Consider the following 17,704-nt stretch of genomic DNA (forward strand, 5'->3'; position numbering starts at 1 on the left):
TGCTCCTGGCAACGCGTAGCGTTGTCCAGAGCGGAGCGCAGATCCGGAACCCATAACCCCAGGGAAAAGTTGCGGCGCGAGCCGGTAACCTCGAGTCTTCGCCAAACCACTCACTGGGGTTATGGGTCCTGGCGTTCGCCAGGACGACAGTGGTGTGCGTTGCGCGAGCCTGCCTCTTACGGCTCCTTCTTGATCGCCCAGCTCACACTCACCGTCACCGACAGCGTCTCCTCACCGGTCGCGATCGGTACGGGAGCTGCGGCCATCGGGGCGGGGGCCATCCGAGCCTTGAACATCGGGACCGGCGCGCCGCCTTCCGTAATCGCGAGCGGTACACCCAGTGTCACACCGGCGGCCTTGGCATAAATCTCGGCCTTGCGGCGCGCGTCCGCGAGCGCCTGCTCACGGGCGCCGTCGAGCAGCTTTGAGGCCTGGGTCACCTCGAAGGAGATGTTGCCGACGTCGTTGGCACCTGATGTGACCAGCGTGTCGATCACGCTGGCGACCTTGGTCACGTCGCGGATTCTCACCGTGACGCGGTTGCTGGCGCGGAAGCTGACGATGCCGCGCTGCGTCTCGGACACTTTGGACGAGGTGGCATATTGCGGCTGCAGCGACAGCCGCGAGGTCTGATAGTCCTTCTCGTCGATCCCCGCGCCTTTCAGCGCAAGCAGCACCTTGCCCATCGCCGCGTTGTTGGCGTCGGACGCCTCTTTCGCGGTCTTCGCATCCGTCGCCACGCCGGCATCGATATGCGCAAGATCCGGGGCGGCGGAAACGGTCGCTTCGCCGCTCACAGAGATCGCGGACGGAAAATCATCGGCAAGTGCAGGCGTTGCCGCGAGCGCGGCGGCGAAGATGCTGGCGATGGTGATGGGGCTCTTCATCGGTCTCATTTCCAGGGCACTTACTTCAGCGGCACGTAGACGTTGATCACGAGCTTGTCCTCCGCCGTCTTCAGGGGATCGGTGAGGTACTCCTCGATGAACGTGTCCTTGGCTTCGAGCCTCTTGTCGTCGAGGTGATTGGTGATCGCCTCATAGGTGTTGTCCATGTTGTCGTAGGAGCCGCGATGGACGAATTTCAGCGCCTTGCCCTCCGGCGATTTGCCTACGCTCATGTCCTTGGCGAGATTCTTCGGGTCCTGGTCGACCGGGATTTCGGCGAGGAAGGTGAAGCCGGTGTCGTCGGTCGAGGTGTAGACGATCATCATGTTGCCGTTCGGCTTGATGCCCTGCTTGGTGAGCACCGTGTTCAGCGCCTTGAACGCATCGATCAGCGTGTCGAAGGCCGAGTCCCAGTTCGCGGTGCCTTTGACCATCACGACCTTTTTCGGCTCCAGCGAGAATTCCTCGCCGAAGGGATCGGCGGTCTTGACCGGAACGTCTGACGGCGACGGGGTGGTGCTGGCCGCCGGCGGAGCGGTTGGGCTCGGTGAGGGCGAGGCACTGGCTGCCGGGGTCGGGCTTGTGGCCGGGCTTGGCGTTGCCGCGGGCGATGCGCTGGCGGCCGGCGCAGGCTCGGCGGTGGGTGACGCGCTCGCGGCCGGGGCTGGGGACGCCGATGGTGCCGGCGCGGGGCTGGCGGAGGCCGCCGGGGCCGGGCTCGGACTGGCTGACTGCGCCAAAGCGCCAAAATTGCTGACCGAAATGGCTGCTGCCGGGATCAGCGCGGCCAAAGCGAGGCGGAAGAGGAAAGGGCGGTTCATTCTCATTGTCTCCAAGGCCACATCCAGGGCCAAGTTCAAGGCCAACCCGGCGCGTCCCGGTTCGCGCGAAACGCCGCCGTTCTAACACGCAACAGCCGAATACGTCCCATGACAGATGCGTCATGGCAGATGCGTCACGGCCAGGCGCACCAAATCACTGGTCAAGCCGCCAATGATCGCCATATAAGGCAGGCGAAATTCAGGATATTTCATGAGCGCGCTGGCCAACCACGCATTTGCCAAGATGAACGGCATCGGCAACGAGATCGTCGTTGTCGACATGCGCGATTCCGTCGGCCGCGTTACGCCGGATGACGCCCGCGCGGTGGCCTCCGCCAATGGCGGCGTGCCCTACGACCAGCTCATGGTCCTGCAGAAGCCGCGGCTCGACGGCACCGAAGCCTTCATCCGCATCTACAACAATGACGGCTCGGAAGCCGGCGCTTGCGGCAACGGCATGCGCTGCGTGGTGCGGCGGATTTTCGAGAAGACCGGGCAGACCACGGCGACGTTCGAGACCGCAGCGGGCCTGCTCAACTGCTGGCAGGGTCCGGCGCCGAACCTCTACACCGTCGACATGGGCGCGCCAAAATTCGGCTGGCAGGACATTCCGCTGGCGGAAGAGTTTCGCGACACCCGCTACATCGAATTGCAGATCGGGCCGATCGACAAGCCGATCCTGCATTCGCCCTCGGCTGTCAGCATGGGCAATCCGCACGCGATCTTCTGGGTCGACGACGTCAACGCCTACGACCTCGGGCGTATTGGTCCGCTGCTGGAAAATCATCCGGTCTTCCCGGAGCGCGCCAACATCACGCTCGCCCATATCGTCGATCGCGATCACATCACGATCCGCACCTGGGAGCGCGGGGCCGGCCTGACCCGGGCCTGCGGCTCGGCGGCCTGCGCCACGGCCGTGGCGGCCGCGCGGCTGAAGCGCGCCAATCGCAACGTCGAGATCGCGCTGCCCGGCGGCAAGCTCGGCATTGAATGGCGCGAGCGCGACGATCACGTTCTGATGACGGGCACGGCGACCTTCGAGTTTGAGGGCAATTTCGATCCGGCGCTGTTCGCGCCGGTCGCCTGATGGCCGTCGACGTCCTAACCTTCGGCTGCCGCCTCAACGCTTTCGAGGCCGAAGTGGTCCGCCGCGAGGCGGAAGGCGCAGGGCTCTCAGACACCATCGTCATCAATAGCTGTGCCGTCACCAATGAGGCGGTAGCGCAGGCGCGGCAGTCGATCCGCAAACTGAAGCGCGAGCGGCCAACTTCGCGCATCGTCGTCACCGGCTGCGCGGCGCAGACGCAAGGTCGCATGTTCGCCGATATGGCCGAAGTTGATCGCGTCGTCGGCAATGACGACAAGATGAAGGGCGCATCCTGGCGCGCGGCGCGTGCCGCGTTCGATCTCGGCATAGCTGAAAAGATCGCGGTCAGCGACATCATGGCGGTCAGGGAGATGGCGCCGCATCTCATCGACGGCTTTGCCGCCGGCCTGCCGCGCGTCTTCGTCCAGGTGCAGAACGGCTGCGACCATCGCTGCACCTTCTGCATCATTCCCTACGGCCGCGGCAATTCGCGCTCGGTGCCGATGGGCGCTGTCGTGGAGCAGGTGCGCGCGCTCACCCAGCGCGGCCATGCTGAGATCGTGCTGACCGGCGTTGACCTGACGAGCTATGGCGCCGATCTTCCGGGCACGCCGAAGCTCGGCATGCTGACCAAGCAGATTTTGCGGCATGTGCCGGAACTGAAGCGCCTGCGCATCTCCTCGATCGATTCGATCGAAGCCGATTCCGACCTGCTCGATGCCATCGCCGACGATGCACGGCTGATGCCGCATCTGCATCTGTCGCTGCAGTCGGGCGACGACATGATCCTGAAACGCATGAAGCGGCGGCATTTGCGCGACGATGCAATTGCGTTCTGCGCGCAGGTGCGCAGGCTGCGGCCGGACATCGCGCTCGGCGCCGACATCATCGCGGGCTTTCCAACCGAGACCGAGGAGATGTTTTCGCGTTCGCTCGATCTGGTCGAGGAATGCGATCTCACCTTCCTCCACGTCTTCCCCTATTCGCCGCGCCCGGGCACGCCGGCCGCACGAATGCCGCAGGTCGCCGGCGCCGCGATCAAGGAGCGCGCGAAGCGGCTCCGTACCGCGGGCCAAGCGGCGTTGCGGCGGCGGCTGCAGGCTGAAGTGGGCGAGACACGCGAAGTGCTGATCGAAAGCGACAGCCAGGGGCGGACGGAGCATTACTTGCCGGTGGCGATTGCGGGTCGGCTCATTGGGAGTGTGGTGTCGCTCAAGATCGCAGGTGAGAATGGCGAGCGGCTAACCACATAATCCGCTGTCGTCGCCCGGCTTGACCGGGCGACCCAGTACGCCGCGGCTTCTCCGTATCCTCTGACTGTCTCTGGAATACTGGATCACCCGCTTTCGCGGGTGATGACAGCCTGCGCTTGGTGAAAGCTTGCGTACGATTACGACGCCCGCACCTGCCAGAACCGCAGCGTCCGCTTCGCGTTCTCCGGCGTCATCCTGGCAAAATGGTTTTGCGCTTTCGCAAGGTCGGCGGGGCGCATTGCGCCGGTGGCGTAGCGGCATTCCAGCATGGCGCTGGTGGTTTCCCAGCTCAATTGCGCGGCACGGCAGGGCACGAGCAGGCCATCGTCGCGCAGGCTCTGCATCAGCGGGCGGATGACCTCGACGGTGGTGCCGGCCAGCACCGCCAATGCAGCCACGGCCTCTTCGTAGCGGCGCTGCACGGCAAACCCGCGGAGCGTCGCCTCAGAGAGTTGGCCGGCCTCCTTGAGCTTGTCGATCGCGCGCTTGGCGCCGACGAAGTCGCGGATAGCAGACATGTCGCGGTCGGCGCCCGCGGCAACGGCGGCGATTGCGTTCTGGATCTCCTCGAACAGATGCGGTGGTGCGCGCGACAACAGGCGCGTGCGGACGGCGTCGGTCGCGGAGCGTAGCAATTGCCGGCGCATATCCGCGGGCAGGTCGATGCGCACGCCCACCTGCACGGTCAACTCGGGATCGCTCTCGGCCTGGCCGACGATGGTCGCAAATCCCCTGAGCGAGAACCGCGCGCCGGGATTGGCGGCGATCTTTCGGCTGACGCTCGGATAGCGGCGCGCCAGCAGCGCATCGGTCACGACTTCCTTCAGCCACCAGCGGCCGGAGATCGCGAGCAGATGCTGCTCGCTCTTGGTCGTCGCGATCTCGAGCAACTCGTCCTCGCCGAGACGCGGCGATTCCTGCAGAACTGGGCCGGCGATCCTGATCTCGTCGTGACGGGCGAGGTGGCGGATGACGGAAGGCGGCGCCTGCGCAATCGGCGCGAGCTGGGCGCTGATCTCGGCCAGCGCAAAGCGCGCGCCCATGTCGGCGATCGCCCGTAGCTCGATGGTCTTGATCAGCCGCTCGAGCACGTCGTCGAACAGCTCGATCTGCTCGTCATTGAAGCTGCCGGCCGACGACAGGAATAGGTCGGTGACGCGCTGCGCCGTTTCAATGCGCTTCTCGGGCGAGCCGAGACGGATGGCCGCGTCGACCTCGTCGATGATCGATTGCTGGGCCTGCGGCATAGCGCGTTGCTCGTCCTGAGCGGGATCAAAATGCTTTTTCTAAGCAACCGATATCTTTAGAGATAACCGCTGAAGGGTTCGTTAAGCATGCCGTCCGGAGCAAGGCGACAGGCCGCTATTCGCCGTTCCAGCCACAGGCTCTGAGCCGCTCCTGCATATGCGCTGGCGCGGGAGCCACAACGCGCACAGGTTCCTTGTTCCTGGAGATCGGCACCACGATCTCGCGGGAATGCAGGTGCAGCCGCGGTTCGCCGAAGCGCGGACCGTTGCCGTAGATGTTGTCGCCGTAGATCGGCCAGCCCTGGGCGGCCGTATGCACGCGCAGTTGATGGGTGCGGCCGGTAACCGGTTCCATCGCGAGCCAGGTGAAACCTTCGCCCCGGCCCATCACTTTCCAGTTGGTGACGGCCTTCTGCCCTTCCGGGTCCGGCTTCTGCCACCAGCCGCGCTCGGCATTGAGGCGGCCGAGCGGCAGGTCGATCGTGCCTTCGTCCTCGGCGGGACCGCCCTCGACCACGGTCCAGTAGGTCTTGCCGATCTTGCCGTGCTTGAACAGCAGCCCGAGCGAGGCGGTCGCCTTGCGATGGCGGCCAAGCACGAGGCAGCCGGAGGTGTCCTTGTCCAGCCGGTGGGCCAGCACCGGCGGCCGCGGCAGGCCGAAGCGGAGGGCGTCGAAGGAGGATTCCAGATTGGCGCCGCCCTTGGGGCCGCGATGCACGGGGAGCCCGGCCGGCTTGTCGATGACCAGCATCAATCCGTCGCGATGGAGCACGCGCGCCAGGATCTCATCGGCGGTCAGTTCGGGAACATCGAGCAATTGCAAGGCTTTCGGTCAAGACTTTCGTTTGCGGGCCGGAACGGCTAACACGCCCCCATGAACGATACCACCTCCGACACCCCCAAACTGAGCTGGTGGCGCCGCCTCTCCAACGGGCTGAAGCGCACCTCGTCCTCGCTCGGCACCGCGGTCGCCGACCTCGTCACCAAGCGCAAGCTCGACCGCGCCATGCTCGATGACATCGAGGATGTTTTGCTGCGCGCCGATCTCGGCACCGAGGTCGCGGTCAGGATAGCTGATGCCGTCGGTACCGGCCGCTATGACAAGGCGATCTCGGCGGACGAGGTGAAGGACGTCGTCGCGACCGAAGTCGAAAAGGTGCTCTCGCCGGTTGCGCGGCCCCTGGAGATCGATGCGGGCAAAAAGCCCTTTGTCGTTCTCGTCGTCGGCGTCAACGGTTCCGGCAAGACCACGACCATCGGCAAGCTCGCGGCAAAGTTCTCGGCCGAGGGCCGCAAGGTGATGCTGGCCGCCGGCGACACCTTTCGCGCCGCCGCGATCGAGCAGTTGAAGGTCTGGGGCGACCGCACCAAGGTGCCGGTGATTGCGGGCGCGCAGGGCTCCGATTCAGCGAGCCTCGCTTTCAGCGCGCTGACGGCGGCGACCGAGCAGAAAATGGACGTGCTCCTGATCGACACCGCGGGCCGTCTCCAGAACAAGGCCGAGCTGATGAACGAGCTCGAAAAGGTCGTGCGCGTGATCCGCAAGGTCGATGCCTCGGCGCCGCATGCGGTGCTGCTGGTGCTGGATGCCACCGTCGGCCAGAATGCGCTGTCGCAGGTCGAGGCGTTCCATCGCACCGCCGGAGTGACCGGTCTCGTGATGACAAAGCTCGACGGCACCGCGCGCGGCGGCATTCTGGTGGCGTTGGCCGAAAAGTTCAAACTGCCGGTGCACTTCATCGGCGTCGGCGAAGGCGTCGACGATCTCGCCCCCTTCACCGCGCGCGATTTTGCCCGCGCCATTGCCGGAATCGAAAGCTAGGGATCGAGAGCTGATGGACAAGACCCAGCCACATCCGCTGTTCAAGCTCGCGACCGAGCTCGGTCCGCTGCTCGTGTTCTTCTTCGTGAATTCGAAGTTCAACCTGTTCGCGGCGACCGGCGCCTTCATGGTCGCGATCGTGATCGCGATGATCGCGTCCTATGTGGTGACGCGCCATATCCCGATCATGGCGATCGTCACCGGCGTGATCGTGCTGGTGTTCGGCACGCTGACGCTGGTGCTGCACGACGAGACCTTCATCAAGGTCAAGCCGACCATCATCTATGGCCTGTTCGCGGCGATCCTCGGCGGCGGGCTGTTGTTCGGCCGCTCCTTCATCGCCGTCATGTTCGACCAGGTGTTCAACCTGACCTCGCAGGGCTGGCGCATCCTGACACTGCGCTGGGCGCTGTTCTTCTTCGGCCTGGCGATCCTCAACGAGATCGTCTGGCGCACCCAGAGCACGGATTTCTGGGTCAACTTCAAGGTCTTTGGCGTGACGCCGCTGACCATGGTCTTCGCCATCGCGCAGATGCCGCTGACGAAACGCTACCACCTCGCGCCGGTGTCGCTGGAGACCAGCGAGGCCGAGGCTGGGGATGTGAGGAAGGGCTGAAGCGAAGCGGCTCGCCACACATACCGCTGTCATGCCCCGGCTTGACCGGGGCATCCAGTACGCCGCGGCTTCTCCGTATACGACTGCCGCCTCTGGAATACTGGATCGCCCGATCAAGTCGGGCGATGACAGTTGAGTGCGTGGCACGCGACGGCGCTCAGCTTCCCGCCTTCAACGCCTTCTCCAGCTCCGGCATCAGCACGCCACTGAGATTCGCCGGCGTGATCGGGCCGACCAGCTTGTAGACGATGGTGCCCTCGCGTCCCACGACAAAGGTCTCCGGCACGCCGTAGACGCCCCATTCGATCGAGGCGCGGCCGTTGGGATCGGCGCCGACGCTGCCGAAGGGATTGCCGTAGCGCCCCAGGAAGCGCCGCGCGTTGTCGACGGCATCCTTGTAGTTGATGCCGACGAGCTGAAAACGCTTGTCCTTGGCGAGCTCGGTGAGCAGCGGGGCCTCGTCATGACAGGGCACGCACCAGGATGCCCAGACGTTGACCAGGCTGACCTTGCCCTTGAACGCGGCCGGATCGAGTCCCGGCACCTGCGCGCCGTTGTTCTGCAGCCCTTCGAGCGGGGGCAGTGTGGTTTGCGGCGCGGGCCGCCCGATCAGCGCGGAGGGAATCTTCGAGGGATCGCCGCTGCCGAGGCGAAACCAGAACAGCGCCGCGAGGGCGAGGAATGCGATCAGCGGCAGTGCCACCAGGAAGGTGCGGCGCGGCGGCGAATTTGTCGAGGTCGATGGCTCGCTCATCGCATATCCGTCGCGCTGCGGCCGGAACGTCTGACAATGCCACTCTCCTCCAGCGCGCGCAGCCGCTGCGTCTGGCTGCGATAGTCGATGATGACCCAGGCGATCAGGATGATCACCACGATCGCGGCCGCGAGATACGACGTGACGATGAAGGAAGCGTAGGGACCGAGCGACATCGTCATGCGGCCCCAACTTCTTTTGACGCGTTTTCTTGACGCGAGCCGGTGCCCACTTCGCTCGAAAACGCTACGCGGCTTGCCTGCATCATCTGCAGGGAGCGGACGCGGCGGCGCAAGATCTCGTTGCGCATCGCCGCCAGATGCAGCGTGAGAAACAACAGCGTGAACGCGATCGCCATCACCAGCAGCGGAATCAGAAACGATTTGTCGAGCGTCGAGCCGCCCATGCGCATCACCGAGGCCGGTTGGTGCAGCGTGTTCCACCAGTCGACCGAGAATTTGATGATCGGCAGGTTGATCGCGCCGACCAGCGTCAGCACTGCGGCGGCGCGCGCCGCGCGCGAGGGATCGTCGACCGCGCGCCACAGCGCCATCAGGCCGAGATACATCAGGAACAGGATCAGCACGGAGGTGAGCCGCGCATCCCATTCCCAATAGGTGCCCCACATCGGCCGGCCCCAGAGCGAGCCGGTGAGTAGCGCGAGGAAGGTGAAGGCGGCGCCGATCGGGGCGGCGGCCTTTGCCGCGACGTCGGCGAGCGGATGGCGCCACACCAGCGTGCCCAGCGAAGCGATGCTCATCACGCCCCAGACGAACATCGACAGCCAGGCATTTGGCACGTGAATGAACATGATCTTCACGGTCGCGCCCTGCTGATAGTCGTCGGGCGCGAGCGACGCCTGGTAGAGGCCGAGCGCGAGCAGAATGACGGTCGCGCCGGCAAGCCACGGCAGCAGGCGCGCTGTCAGCGCGAGGAACCGCGTGGGATTGGCGAGGTCGATCAGCGTCATGGCATCCTGATAATCGCGGGGGTGACGGGAGGCAATCAGCACAAAAGAAGTTGTCTAAAGTTGATCGGGGTCAAGGTTCAGTCCAACCCGTGTCGGAGGCTGGCGGCGGCCGCAAATGGTCCGATGACGAGGCTGACCAGCGACAGCGCGCAGAGGATCGAGAACGGCGCGCCGAACGTCATGGGACCGACGATCACGGCTTGCGAGGCCGCAACGCCGAAAATCAGCACCGGAATCGACAGCGGCAGCACGAGCACGGCCATCAGCAGGCCGCCGCGATGCAGCGTCACCGCCAGCGCGGCGCCGATCATACCGGTGAAGGTCAGCGCCGGCGTGCCCGCCAGCAGCGTCAGCGCCACCGCACCGGTTGCAACCATGTCGAGGTTGAGCAAGAGCCCCAGCACGGGGGTTGCGACAATCAGCGGCAGGCCGCTGGCGATCCAATGCGCCAGCGCCTTTGCCGCGCAGGCGAGTTCCAGCGGCGTCCGGCTCATGGTGATCAGGTCGAGCGAGCCGTCGTCATGGTCGGCCATGAACAGCCGGTCGAGCGTCAAAAGGCTCGCCAGCAGCGCGCCGAGCCAGAGGATCGCCGGCCCCAGCCGCGACAGCAGCGCCAGATCCGGCCCCACCGCGAACGGCATCAGCACCACGACCGTCAGAAAGAACAGCACCCCGATCAACGCCCCGCCGCCGACCCTGAGCGCAATCCTTATGTCCCGGCGAATCAGTGCGGAGAGGGCGGTCATGCCGCACCTCGCGCCTGCCGAGGGCCGTTGAAAAGCTGAGGGTAGCCGCTCCTCACGCCACACCCCCGATCCGCAACTCCCGCGATTCGATGCCCAGCGGCGCATGCGTGGCGGCCACAATCAGGCCGCCGCGGGCGAGGTGATCGCCCATCAGGCCGCAAAACATGTCCTGGCCGGCGGTATCCAGCGCCGTGGTCGGCTCGTCCAGCAGCCAGACCGGGCGGCGGACGGTCAGCAGGCGGGCGAGCGACAGCCGGCGGCGCTGGCCGGCCGACAGGAACGCGGCCGGCAGATCGGTGGCATGGTCGAGGCCGACGGTGGCAAGGCTCTCGGTGGCGTTACAGCGCTCCCCGCCGAGGAAATCGGCCCAGAACGACAGGTTTTCGGTAACGCTGAGCGCCGGCTTCAGGGCGTCGCGATGGCCGAGATAGTGACATTGCTCGGGCAGCGTCAACTCGGCATCGCCGCCGCTAAGCGCAATCGAGCCGCCGGCCGGCACCAGCAGCCCCGCGATCAGCCGCAGCAGCGAGGTTTTGCCCGATCCGTTGCGGCCGACCACCGCCAGCGCCTCGCCGGCGACCGCGTGAAAATCGAGGCCGGCAAAGACCTCGCGGCCGCCCCGCACGCATCGGATCGCGCTTCCAGAAAGCTGCATGGCGTCTCTTTTCGGTGCCCTTAGGAAAGCTGGGGGTAGCGCATCAGAATTATGGGCTCGCCAATTGCTGCAGCACGATTGTCGGTGTGGCGGGGCGGTTAGAAAGCTTCTATAAGCCCGGAACTACTTGATGCAGCACACTCAACCTGCCCCTGCAAGCGACCCAGCCGGATTCGCTGACGGTGTTAAAATACCCTTGCCGGGTATAACTAACAATTGGGATTTCCTACATGACCTCGCTCGACAGCTTCAAATGCAAAAAGACCCTCAAGGTCGGCGCCAAGACCTATGTCTATTACAGCCTGCCCACGGCCGAGAAGAATGGTCTGAAGGGAATTTCCAAGCTTCCCTATTCGATGAAGGTGCTGCTGGAGAATTTGCTGCGCAACGAGGACGGCCGCTCGGTCAAGAAGGAAGACATCGTCGCCGTATCGAAGTGGCTGCGCAAAAAATCGCTCGAGCATGAGATCGCCTTCCGTCCCGCCCGCGTGCTGATGCAGGACTTCACCGGCGTGCCCGCGGTGGTCGACCTCGCGGCGATGCGCAACGCGATGCAGAAGCTCGGCGGCGAGCCTGACAAGATCAACCCGCTGGTGCCGGTCGATCTCGTCATCGACCACTCTGTGATCGTGAACTTCTTCGGCGACAACAAGGCTTTCGCCAAGAACGTCACCGAGGAATACAAGCAGAACCAGGAGCGCTACGAGTTCCTGAAGTGGGGCCAGAAGGCGTTCTCGAACTTCTCCGTCGTGCCGCCCGGCACCGGCATCTGCCACCAGGTCAATCTCGAATATCTCTCCCAGACGGTGTGGACCAAGAAGGAGAAGATGACGGTCGGCAAGAAGACCGGCACCTTCGAGGTCGCCTATCCCGACTCGCTGGTCGGCACCGACTCCCACACCACCATGGTCAACGGTCTCGCCGTGCTCGGCTGGGGCGTCGGCGGCATCGAGGCGGAAGCCTGCATGCTCGGCCAGCCGCTGTCGATGCTGCTGCCCAACGTCGTCGGCTTCAAGCTCAAGGGTGCGATGAAGGAAGGCGTCACCGCCACCGACCTCGTGCTGACCGTGACGCAGATGCTGCGCAAGCTCGGCGTGGTCGGCAAGTTCGTCGAGTTCTTCGGCCCCGGCCTCGACAATCTCTCCGTCGCCGACAAGGCGACGATCGCCAACATGGCGCCCGAATATGGCGCGACCTGCGGCTTCTTCCCGGTCGATGCCGCCGCGATCGATTACCTCAAGACCTCCGGCCGCGCCGCACCGCGCGTCGCGCTGGTGCAGGCCTATGCCAAGGCGCAAGGCCTGTTCCGCACCGCCAAGTCGGCCGATCCGGTGTTCACGGAAACGCTGACGCTCGACCTTGCCGACGTCGTTCCGTCGATGGCCGGTCCGAAGCGTCCCGAAGGCCGCATCGCGCTGCCCGCAGTGTCCGAAGGCTTTTCGCTCGCGCTCAGCAATGAGTACAAGAAGGCCGAAGAGCCGGCGAAGCGCTTTGGCGTCGAAGGCAAGAATTTTGACCTCGGCCATGGCGACGTTGTGATCGCCGCGATTACCTCCTGCACCAACACCTCGAACCCCAGCGTGCTGATCGGCGCCGGCCTGCTCGCGCGCAACGCCGCCGCAAGGGGCCTGAAGGCAAAGCCGTGGGTCAAGACCTCGCTTGCCCCGGGCAGCCAGGTGGTCGCGGGCTATCTCTCCGATTCCGGCCTCCAGGCCGATCTCGACAAGGTCGGTTTCAACCTGGTCGGCTTCGGCTGCACCACCTGCATCGGCAATTCCGGTCCGCTGCCGGAAGAGATTTCGAAGTCGATCAACGACAACGGTATCGTCGCCGCTGCCGTGCTCTCGGGTAACCGCAACTTCGAAGGCCGCGTCTCGCCGGACGTGCAGGCGAACTATCTGGCGTCGCCGCCGCTGGTCGTCGCGCACGCGCTCGCGGGCAGCGTGACCAAGAACCTCGCCACCGAGCCGCTCGGCGAGGGCAAGGACGGCAAGCCGGTATACCTCAAGGACATCTGGCCGACGACGAAGGAGATCAACGCCTTCATGAAGAAATTCGTGACCGCGTCGATCTTCAAGAAGAAGTATGCCGACGTGTTCAAGGGCGACACCAACTGGCGCAAGATCAAGACGGTCGAGAGCGAGACCTATCGCTGGAACATGTCTTCGACCTATGTGCAGAACCCGCCCTATTTCGACGGCATGAAGAAGGAGCCGGAGCCGGTCACCGATATCGTCGAGGCGCGCATCCTCGCGATGTTCGGCGACAAGATCACCACCGACCACATCTCGCCGGCAGGCTCGATCAAGCTCACCTCGCCCGCGGGCAAGTATCTCAGCGAGCACCAGGTGCGCCCCGCCGATTTCAACCAGTACGGCACGCGCCGCGGCAACCATGAAGTCATGATGCGCGGCACCTTCGCCAACATCCGCATCAAGAATTTTATGCTCAAGGGCGCGGATGGAAATATCCCTGAGGGCGGTCTCACAAAACACTGGCCCGACGGCGAGCAGATGTCGATCTACGACGCCGCGATGAAGTACCAGCAGGAGCAGGTGCCGCTGGTGGTGTTCGCCGGTGCCGAATACGGCAACGGCTCCTCGCGCGACTGGGCTGCCAAGGGCACGCGCCTGCTCGGCGTGCGCGCTGTGGTCTGCCAGAGCTTCGAGCGCATCCATCGCTCGAACCTGGTCGGCATGGGCGTGCTGCCGCTGACCTTCGAGGAAGGCACCTCCTGGCAGTCGCTGGGCCTCAAGGGCGACGAGAAGGTCACGCTGCGGGGTCTGGTCGGCGATCTCAAGCCGCGCCAGAAGCTGACTGCGGAGATCGTCTCCGGCGACGGCTCGCTGCAGCGCGTTTCGCTGCTCTGCCGCATCGATACGCTGGACGAGCTCGACTACTACCGCAACGGCGGCATCCTGCACTACGTGCTGCGCAAACTCGCGGCGTAGAGCATGATCCGGACCCGGAGGGCCGCGTTAGCGCAAAGTGCGTAGCGGTTTTCCGAAAAGATCATGCTCAAACAACAGCCTAAAGCGCGATGACGATTCATCGCGCTTTAGCACGCGTATTTGTGAACGGTGGCTCACTGCGAAGTGAGTGGCGACTCCCGGGAAGGCGGCCTATCAAAAGGCCGCCTTCTCGCGTTTCGCGGTGCGATCCGAACAGGCCCGGTCGGCGAAAATGCCGGTCCGGACGGTCAATCGTGCCGTGTGCGCAGAGTGCCAGCAGGACATGTCCGCAAGGACTCTGTCCGTAAGACTACGGTGACCAATCCGGCATAAAATCCCTTACATGAGCTACGGTATGCGGCGTTCAACATGGCAACAATGATGGCTTCTCGTCTCTCGCGTTGGTCCGGGGCCCTTTGGTCGGGTGCACTGGGCGTCTGCGCCATCATCGCCGTTGTCAGGCCCGCCGATGCCGATCCGCGCGCCGTGGTCGAGCTCTTCACCTCGCAGGGCTGCTCGTCCTGTCCGCCCGCCGACAAGATCATCGGCGAGCTCGCCAACGATCCCTCGATCATCGCGCTGAGCATGCCGATCGATTACTGGGATTATCTCGGCTGGAAGGACACGCTGGCCGACTCGCGCTTTTCGGCGCGCCAGCGCGCCTATTCGCGGATGCGCGGCGATCGCGATGTCTACACGCCGCAGGTCGTCGTCAACGGCTCCGCGCATGTCATCGGCAGCGATCGTGCCGGCATCGAGAGCGCGATCGGCAAGACTGCCAACAGTGAGTCCGTGATGAGCGTACCGGTGACCATGTCGCTCGCGGGCCGCCAGCTCAACGTTTCGGTCGCCGCCGGCAAGCTGCCGGCAGGATCGCATGGCGAGGTCTGGATCTGCTCCATCACCAAGGCAGTGCCGATCTCGATCGCGCGCGGCGAAAACCGCGGACAGCAGATCACCTACCACAATGTGGTGCGCAATCTCCTGAAGGTCGGCGACTGGACCGGCAACCCCGAGAGCTGGACCGTGCCGCTGGAGAATCTGACGCGCGAGGGCGTCGACGGCGCGGTGGTCTACGTCCAGGATGGTACGCGCGAGAAGCCCGGCCCGATGCTCGGCGCGGCGTATACGTCGCTGCACTGACGTTCGTCATTCCGCATTGCGCAACTGCGCAATGACGCGTCGAGAAACATCCCGACACAAACAAAAAGGACCAACTTGCGTTGGCCCTCTCTCGTGCGAACAGGCCCGATCCTGACGACCCCGGGGGGCTGGGGGCTGAGGAATCCGGAACCGAAAGGACCGGGCCAACGCACACGAATCTTTTCGCAATGCAGGGCGGCAGGCCCTAGGCGGAAAAGAGGCGGGACTGTGATTCCTGCTAACGATCCCGTGACGGTATGTCGCTTGCCGGTTCCACAGCCAAAAGCTCCGGTCAAGGCGCGAATTAAATGCGCGCCGCAAGTCCGCCCCTTGCGGCGGCGCACGGTTGGCGCAATCATGCAACTGTCATGATCCGGGCCCAAGGGACTGCGAAGGGACTGCGAAGGGAACTTCGCGCGGGATCGTGGCGTGATGCGACAGGAGACGCTCCATGAGTCTGATGTCGGAGGAAGCCGATCCGAGCGAGCAGCGCGCAGTGGCGCGAAGCGCCGCTGCGAGTTCCCCGCCTATCCGCGTGACGTTCAACCGCCTCGAACTGAACCGAATCCTCAATCTCTACGGCCGCATGGTCGCCGACGGCGAGTGGCGCGACTACGCCATCGACTTCCTCAAGGACCGCGCCGTGTTCTCGGTCTTTCGCCGCGCCTCCGAGGTGCCGATCTATCGCATCGAGAAGGATCCGCGGCTCGCGCGCAAGCAGGGCATGTACAGTGTGATCTCGGCGACCGGCCTGATCCTGCGCCGCGGCCACGAGCTCGAACGCGTGCTGCTCGTGATCGACCGCAAGCTCGCGGTGGTGTAGCGGCATCATTCCGATGCCGTAGGGTGGGTTAGCCGAAGGCGTAACCCACCACTCCTGTTGACGTGGAAACACAAGAGGTGGGTTACGCCCAGCGAACTGCGCTTCGCGCAGTCGCAAGGCTAACCCACCCTACGAATCCGAGCTACTTCCCCGGCACCGTGCTGCTGCCTTCGCCCAGATCCCGCTGCATCATCACCGTATCAAGCCAGCGGCCGAATTTGAGGCCGACATTGGGATGCGTGCCGATCATCTTGAAGCCGCATCTGGTGTGCACGCCGATCGAACCCGCATTGGCGGAGTCGCCAATCACGGCGATCATCTGGCGGAAGCCGCGCGCTTCGCTTTCGACGATCAGCTTCTCGAGCAGGAGGAGGCCGATGCCGCGGCGATGGAATGACGGATCGAGATAGATCGAGTTCTCCACCGTGAAGCGGTAGGCCGGCCGCGGCCGGTAGGCGCCGGCATAGGCATAGCCCGCCACGCGCCCGTCGATCTCAGCAACGAAATAGGGATAGCCGCCGTCCACCAGCGCCCTGTAGCGCCGCGTCATCTCGGCGAGGTCGGGCGGCTCGAGCTCGAACGTCGCGGTGCCGTGGCGCACGGCGTGCTCGTAGATGGCGGTGATGGCGGGTAGGTCGGCCTCGATTGTGGGCCTGATTTCAGGTGCGGACATGGGGGCAAGATATCAGTGGCGGCGCTTGGAGCAACGCCGTTTCCGCATACGTCATGGCCGGGCTTGCGTTGATGGCCGACGTATCCTGAGTCATTCCGGGGCGGCTCGAAGAGCCGAACCCGGAATCTCGAGATTCCACAATGCGCAATTGCACATTGGGGTTCGCGCTCCGCGCGCCCCGGAATGACGGGGAGAAGCCCAAACAAAAACCCCGGCCTCGCGGCCGGGGTTGGTGTCGTTCGCTCGTCTTGGCGCTTAGTCGCGCTGGCCGAGGAGCTGCAGCAGCAGCGTGAACAGGTTGATGAAGTTCAGGTACAGCGACAGGGCGCCGGTGATCGCGGCACGCTCGGCAACCTCGCCACCCGCGGCTGCGTAGCCGTAGATGTAGTCGTTCTTCAGCCGCTGCGTGTCCCAGGCGGTGAGGCCCGCGAACACCAGCACGCCGACGACAGACACGACGAACTGCAGTACCGAGCTCGCCAGGAACAGGTTGACCACGCTCGCGATGATGATGCCGATCAGGCCCATGAACAGGAACGATCCCATTCCGCTCATGTCGCGCTTGGTGGTGTAGCCGTAGAGGCTGAGCGCACCGAAGGTCGCCGCGGTGATGAAGAACACCCGCACGATCGAGGTGTGCGTGAACACCAGGAAGATCGACGACAGCGAGACGCCCATCAGCGCCGCGAACACCCAGAACAGGATCTGGGCGGTCGAGGGAGCCAGGCGGTTGATGCCGGCCGAAATCACGAACACCATGGCGAGCGGCGCCAGGATGAACAGCCACTTCAGCGGGCTCACGAACATCGCGTAGCCGAACGGCGTCAGGAACGAGCTGCCGATCTTCGCGGCGGCGCCCGACGGATCGGAGGTTACCGCCGCCATGTAGACGCCGAGCGCGGCGAAGCCGGTGATGGCTAGGCCAATGCTCATGTAGTTGTAGACGCGCAGCATATAGGCGCGCAGTCCGGCATCGACCGTCGCGGCGTCAACGCGCCCGGCGGCCCGGCCGAAAGGAGAAGTGTAGTTACGGTCTAGGTCCGACATGGTCGAATTCCCGTTGGTTGTCCGGTCCGGCACTCAGGTCCCCGCGCCGCCCGGTTCGTCAAATCCTATCTCGGATACCGATGCCTGCCGATATTAAATTTGGCTAACATTTTGGGATCCGAACCCGATCGATATGTGGGAAACTAACACATTCGCTGCAAGCGTCCACGCGCGGCTGAATGTCGCCCTCAGGGGTGCAATTCCCGCGC

General features: G+C 64.5%; 18 protein-coding genes. 7 read left to right on the forward strand and 11 right to left on the reverse strand.

What is annotated here, in order from left to right:
• Positions 1–176: 176 nt before the first annotated feature.
• Both KUF59_RS01845 and KUF59_RS01850 read right to left on the reverse strand, forming a co-directional pair.
• Entirely contained in the window at positions 177–896 is a 720-nt protein-coding gene (locus KUF59_RS01845) for an SIMPL domain-containing protein (protein WP_212456201.1), read from the reverse strand.
• Positions 897–907: 11 nt separating this feature from the next.
• The gene (locus tag KUF59_RS01850) at positions 908–1,708 is read right to left on the reverse strand and encodes a GyrI-like domain-containing protein (RefSeq protein WP_212456200.1); all 801 of its coding nucleotides are present in this window, start codon (positions 1,706–1,708) and stop codon (positions 908–910) included.
• 211 nt (positions 1,709–1,919) lie between these two features.
• On the opposite strand from KUF59_RS01850, the gene dapF reads away from it, so the two are divergent.
• Both dapF and mtaB read left to right on the forward strand, forming a co-directional pair.
• Positions 1,920–2,795: a diaminopimelate epimerase gene (gene dapF / locus KUF59_RS01855; RefSeq protein WP_212456199.1), complete on the forward strand. Its 876-nt coding sequence runs from the start codon at positions 1,920–1,922 to the stop codon at positions 2,793–2,795.
• Positions 2,795–4,048 (forward strand): tRNA (N(6)-L-threonylcarbamoyladenosine(37)-C(2))-methylthiotransferase MtaB, encoded by a 1,254-nt coding sequence (mtaB, locus tag KUF59_RS01860; RefSeq protein WP_212456198.1) that lies wholly within the window; start codon positions 2,795–2,797, stop codon positions 4,046–4,048. Before dapF ends, mtaB begins: the two co-directional genes overlap by 1 nt.
• Positions 4,049–4,185: 137 nt before the next feature.
• On the opposite strand, the gene KUF59_RS01865 is transcribed toward mtaB, so the two are convergent.
• Together KUF59_RS01865 and KUF59_RS01870 are read right to left on the reverse strand one after the other, a co-directional pair.
• The gene (locus KUF59_RS01865; protein WP_212456197.1) at positions 4,186–5,295 is read right to left on the reverse strand and encodes a DUF2336 domain-containing protein; all 1,110 of its coding nucleotides are present in this window, start codon (positions 5,293–5,295) and stop codon (positions 4,186–4,188) included.
• Between the two features lie 115 nt (positions 5,296–5,410).
• On the reverse strand, positions 5,411–6,112 hold the full coding sequence (locus KUF59_RS01870) for an RluA family pseudouridine synthase (protein WP_212456195.1): 702 nt from the start codon (positions 6,110–6,112) through the stop codon (positions 5,411–5,413).
• 57 nt (positions 6,113–6,169) lie between these two features.
• Between KUF59_RS01870 and ftsY the strand changes: the two genes are divergently transcribed.
• Positions 6,170–7,117, forward strand: a complete 948-nt coding sequence (gene ftsY / locus KUF59_RS01875; protein WP_212456194.1) for a signal recognition particle-docking protein FtsY — start codon at positions 6,170–6,172, stop codon at positions 7,115–7,117.
• Between the two features lie 13 nt (positions 7,118–7,130).
• On the forward strand, positions 7,131–7,733 hold the full coding sequence (locus tag KUF59_RS01880; RefSeq protein ID WP_212456193.1) for a septation protein A: 603 nt from the start codon (positions 7,131–7,133) through the stop codon (positions 7,731–7,733).
• 157 nt (positions 7,734–7,890) lie between these two features.
• On the opposite strand, the gene KUF59_RS01885 is transcribed toward KUF59_RS01880, so the two are convergent.
• The 5 genes from KUF59_RS01885 to ccmA all read right to left on the reverse strand — a co-directional run bounded on the left by KUF59_RS01885 (position 7,891) and on the right by ccmA (position 10,858).
• Positions 7,891–8,487, reverse strand: a complete 597-nt coding sequence (locus KUF59_RS01885) for a DsbE family thiol:disulfide interchange protein (RefSeq protein ID WP_212456192.1) — start codon at positions 8,485–8,487, stop codon at positions 7,891–7,893.
• Positions 8,484–8,669, reverse strand: a complete 186-nt coding sequence (ccmD, locus tag KUF59_RS01890; protein ID WP_212456191.1) for a heme exporter protein CcmD — start codon at positions 8,667–8,669, stop codon at positions 8,484–8,486. The genes KUF59_RS01885 and ccmD overlap by 4 nt, the downstream gene beginning before the upstream one ends.
• Entirely contained in the window at positions 8,666–9,457 is a 792-nt protein-coding gene (locus KUF59_RS01895; protein ID WP_212456190.1) for a heme ABC transporter permease, read from the reverse strand. The genes ccmD and KUF59_RS01895 overlap by 4 nt, the downstream gene beginning before the upstream one ends.
• A 77-nt stretch (positions 9,458–9,534) precedes the next feature.
• Positions 9,535–10,203 (reverse strand): heme exporter protein CcmB, encoded by a 669-nt coding sequence (gene ccmB, locus KUF59_RS01900; RefSeq protein ID WP_212456189.1) that lies wholly within the window; start codon positions 10,201–10,203, stop codon positions 9,535–9,537.
• Positions 10,204–10,255: 52 nt separating this feature from the next.
• The gene (gene ccmA, locus KUF59_RS01905; protein ID WP_212456188.1) at positions 10,256–10,858 is read right to left on the reverse strand and encodes a heme ABC exporter ATP-binding protein CcmA; all 603 of its coding nucleotides are present in this window, start codon (positions 10,856–10,858) and stop codon (positions 10,256–10,258) included.
• Positions 10,859–11,088: 230 nt separating this feature from the next.
• Here ccmA and acnA point away from each other — a divergent pair, with 230 nt between their 5' ends.
• From acnA to KUF59_RS01920, 3 genes are all read left to right on the forward strand, one after another.
• Positions 11,089–13,809 (forward strand): aconitate hydratase AcnA, encoded by a 2,721-nt coding sequence (gene acnA / locus KUF59_RS01910; protein ID WP_212456187.1) that lies wholly within the window; start codon positions 11,089–11,091, stop codon positions 13,807–13,809.
• Between the two features lie 369 nt (positions 13,810–14,178).
• Positions 14,179–14,952, forward strand: coding sequence for a DUF1223 domain-containing protein (locus KUF59_RS01915; RefSeq protein ID WP_212456186.1), 774 nt, complete (start codon positions 14,179–14,181; stop codon positions 14,950–14,952).
• Positions 14,953–15,403: 451 nt separating this feature from the next.
• Positions 15,404–15,775, forward strand: a complete 372-nt coding sequence (locus tag KUF59_RS01920) for a DUF2794 domain-containing protein (protein ID WP_212456185.1) — start codon at positions 15,404–15,406, stop codon at positions 15,773–15,775.
• Positions 15,776–15,917: 142 nt separating this feature from the next.
• On the opposite strand, the gene KUF59_RS01925 is transcribed toward KUF59_RS01920, so the two are convergent.
• Together KUF59_RS01925 and KUF59_RS01930 are read right to left on the reverse strand one after the other, a co-directional pair.
• Complete coding sequence (locus KUF59_RS01925; RefSeq protein ID WP_212456184.1) at positions 15,918–16,448, reverse strand: GNAT family N-acetyltransferase; 531 nt, start codon at positions 16,446–16,448, stop codon at positions 15,918–15,920.
• Positions 16,449–16,703: 255 nt separating this feature from the next.
• On the reverse strand, positions 16,704–17,495 hold the full coding sequence (locus KUF59_RS01930; protein ID WP_212456183.1) for a Bax inhibitor-1/YccA family protein: 792 nt from the start codon (positions 17,493–17,495) through the stop codon (positions 16,704–16,706).
• Positions 17,496–17,704: the final 209 nt, after the last annotated feature.

It is taken from the genome of Bradyrhizobium arachidis, from assembly GCF_024758505.1.
GTDB lineage: Bacteria > Pseudomonadota > Alphaproteobacteria > Rhizobiales > Xanthobacteraceae > Bradyrhizobium > Bradyrhizobium manausense_C.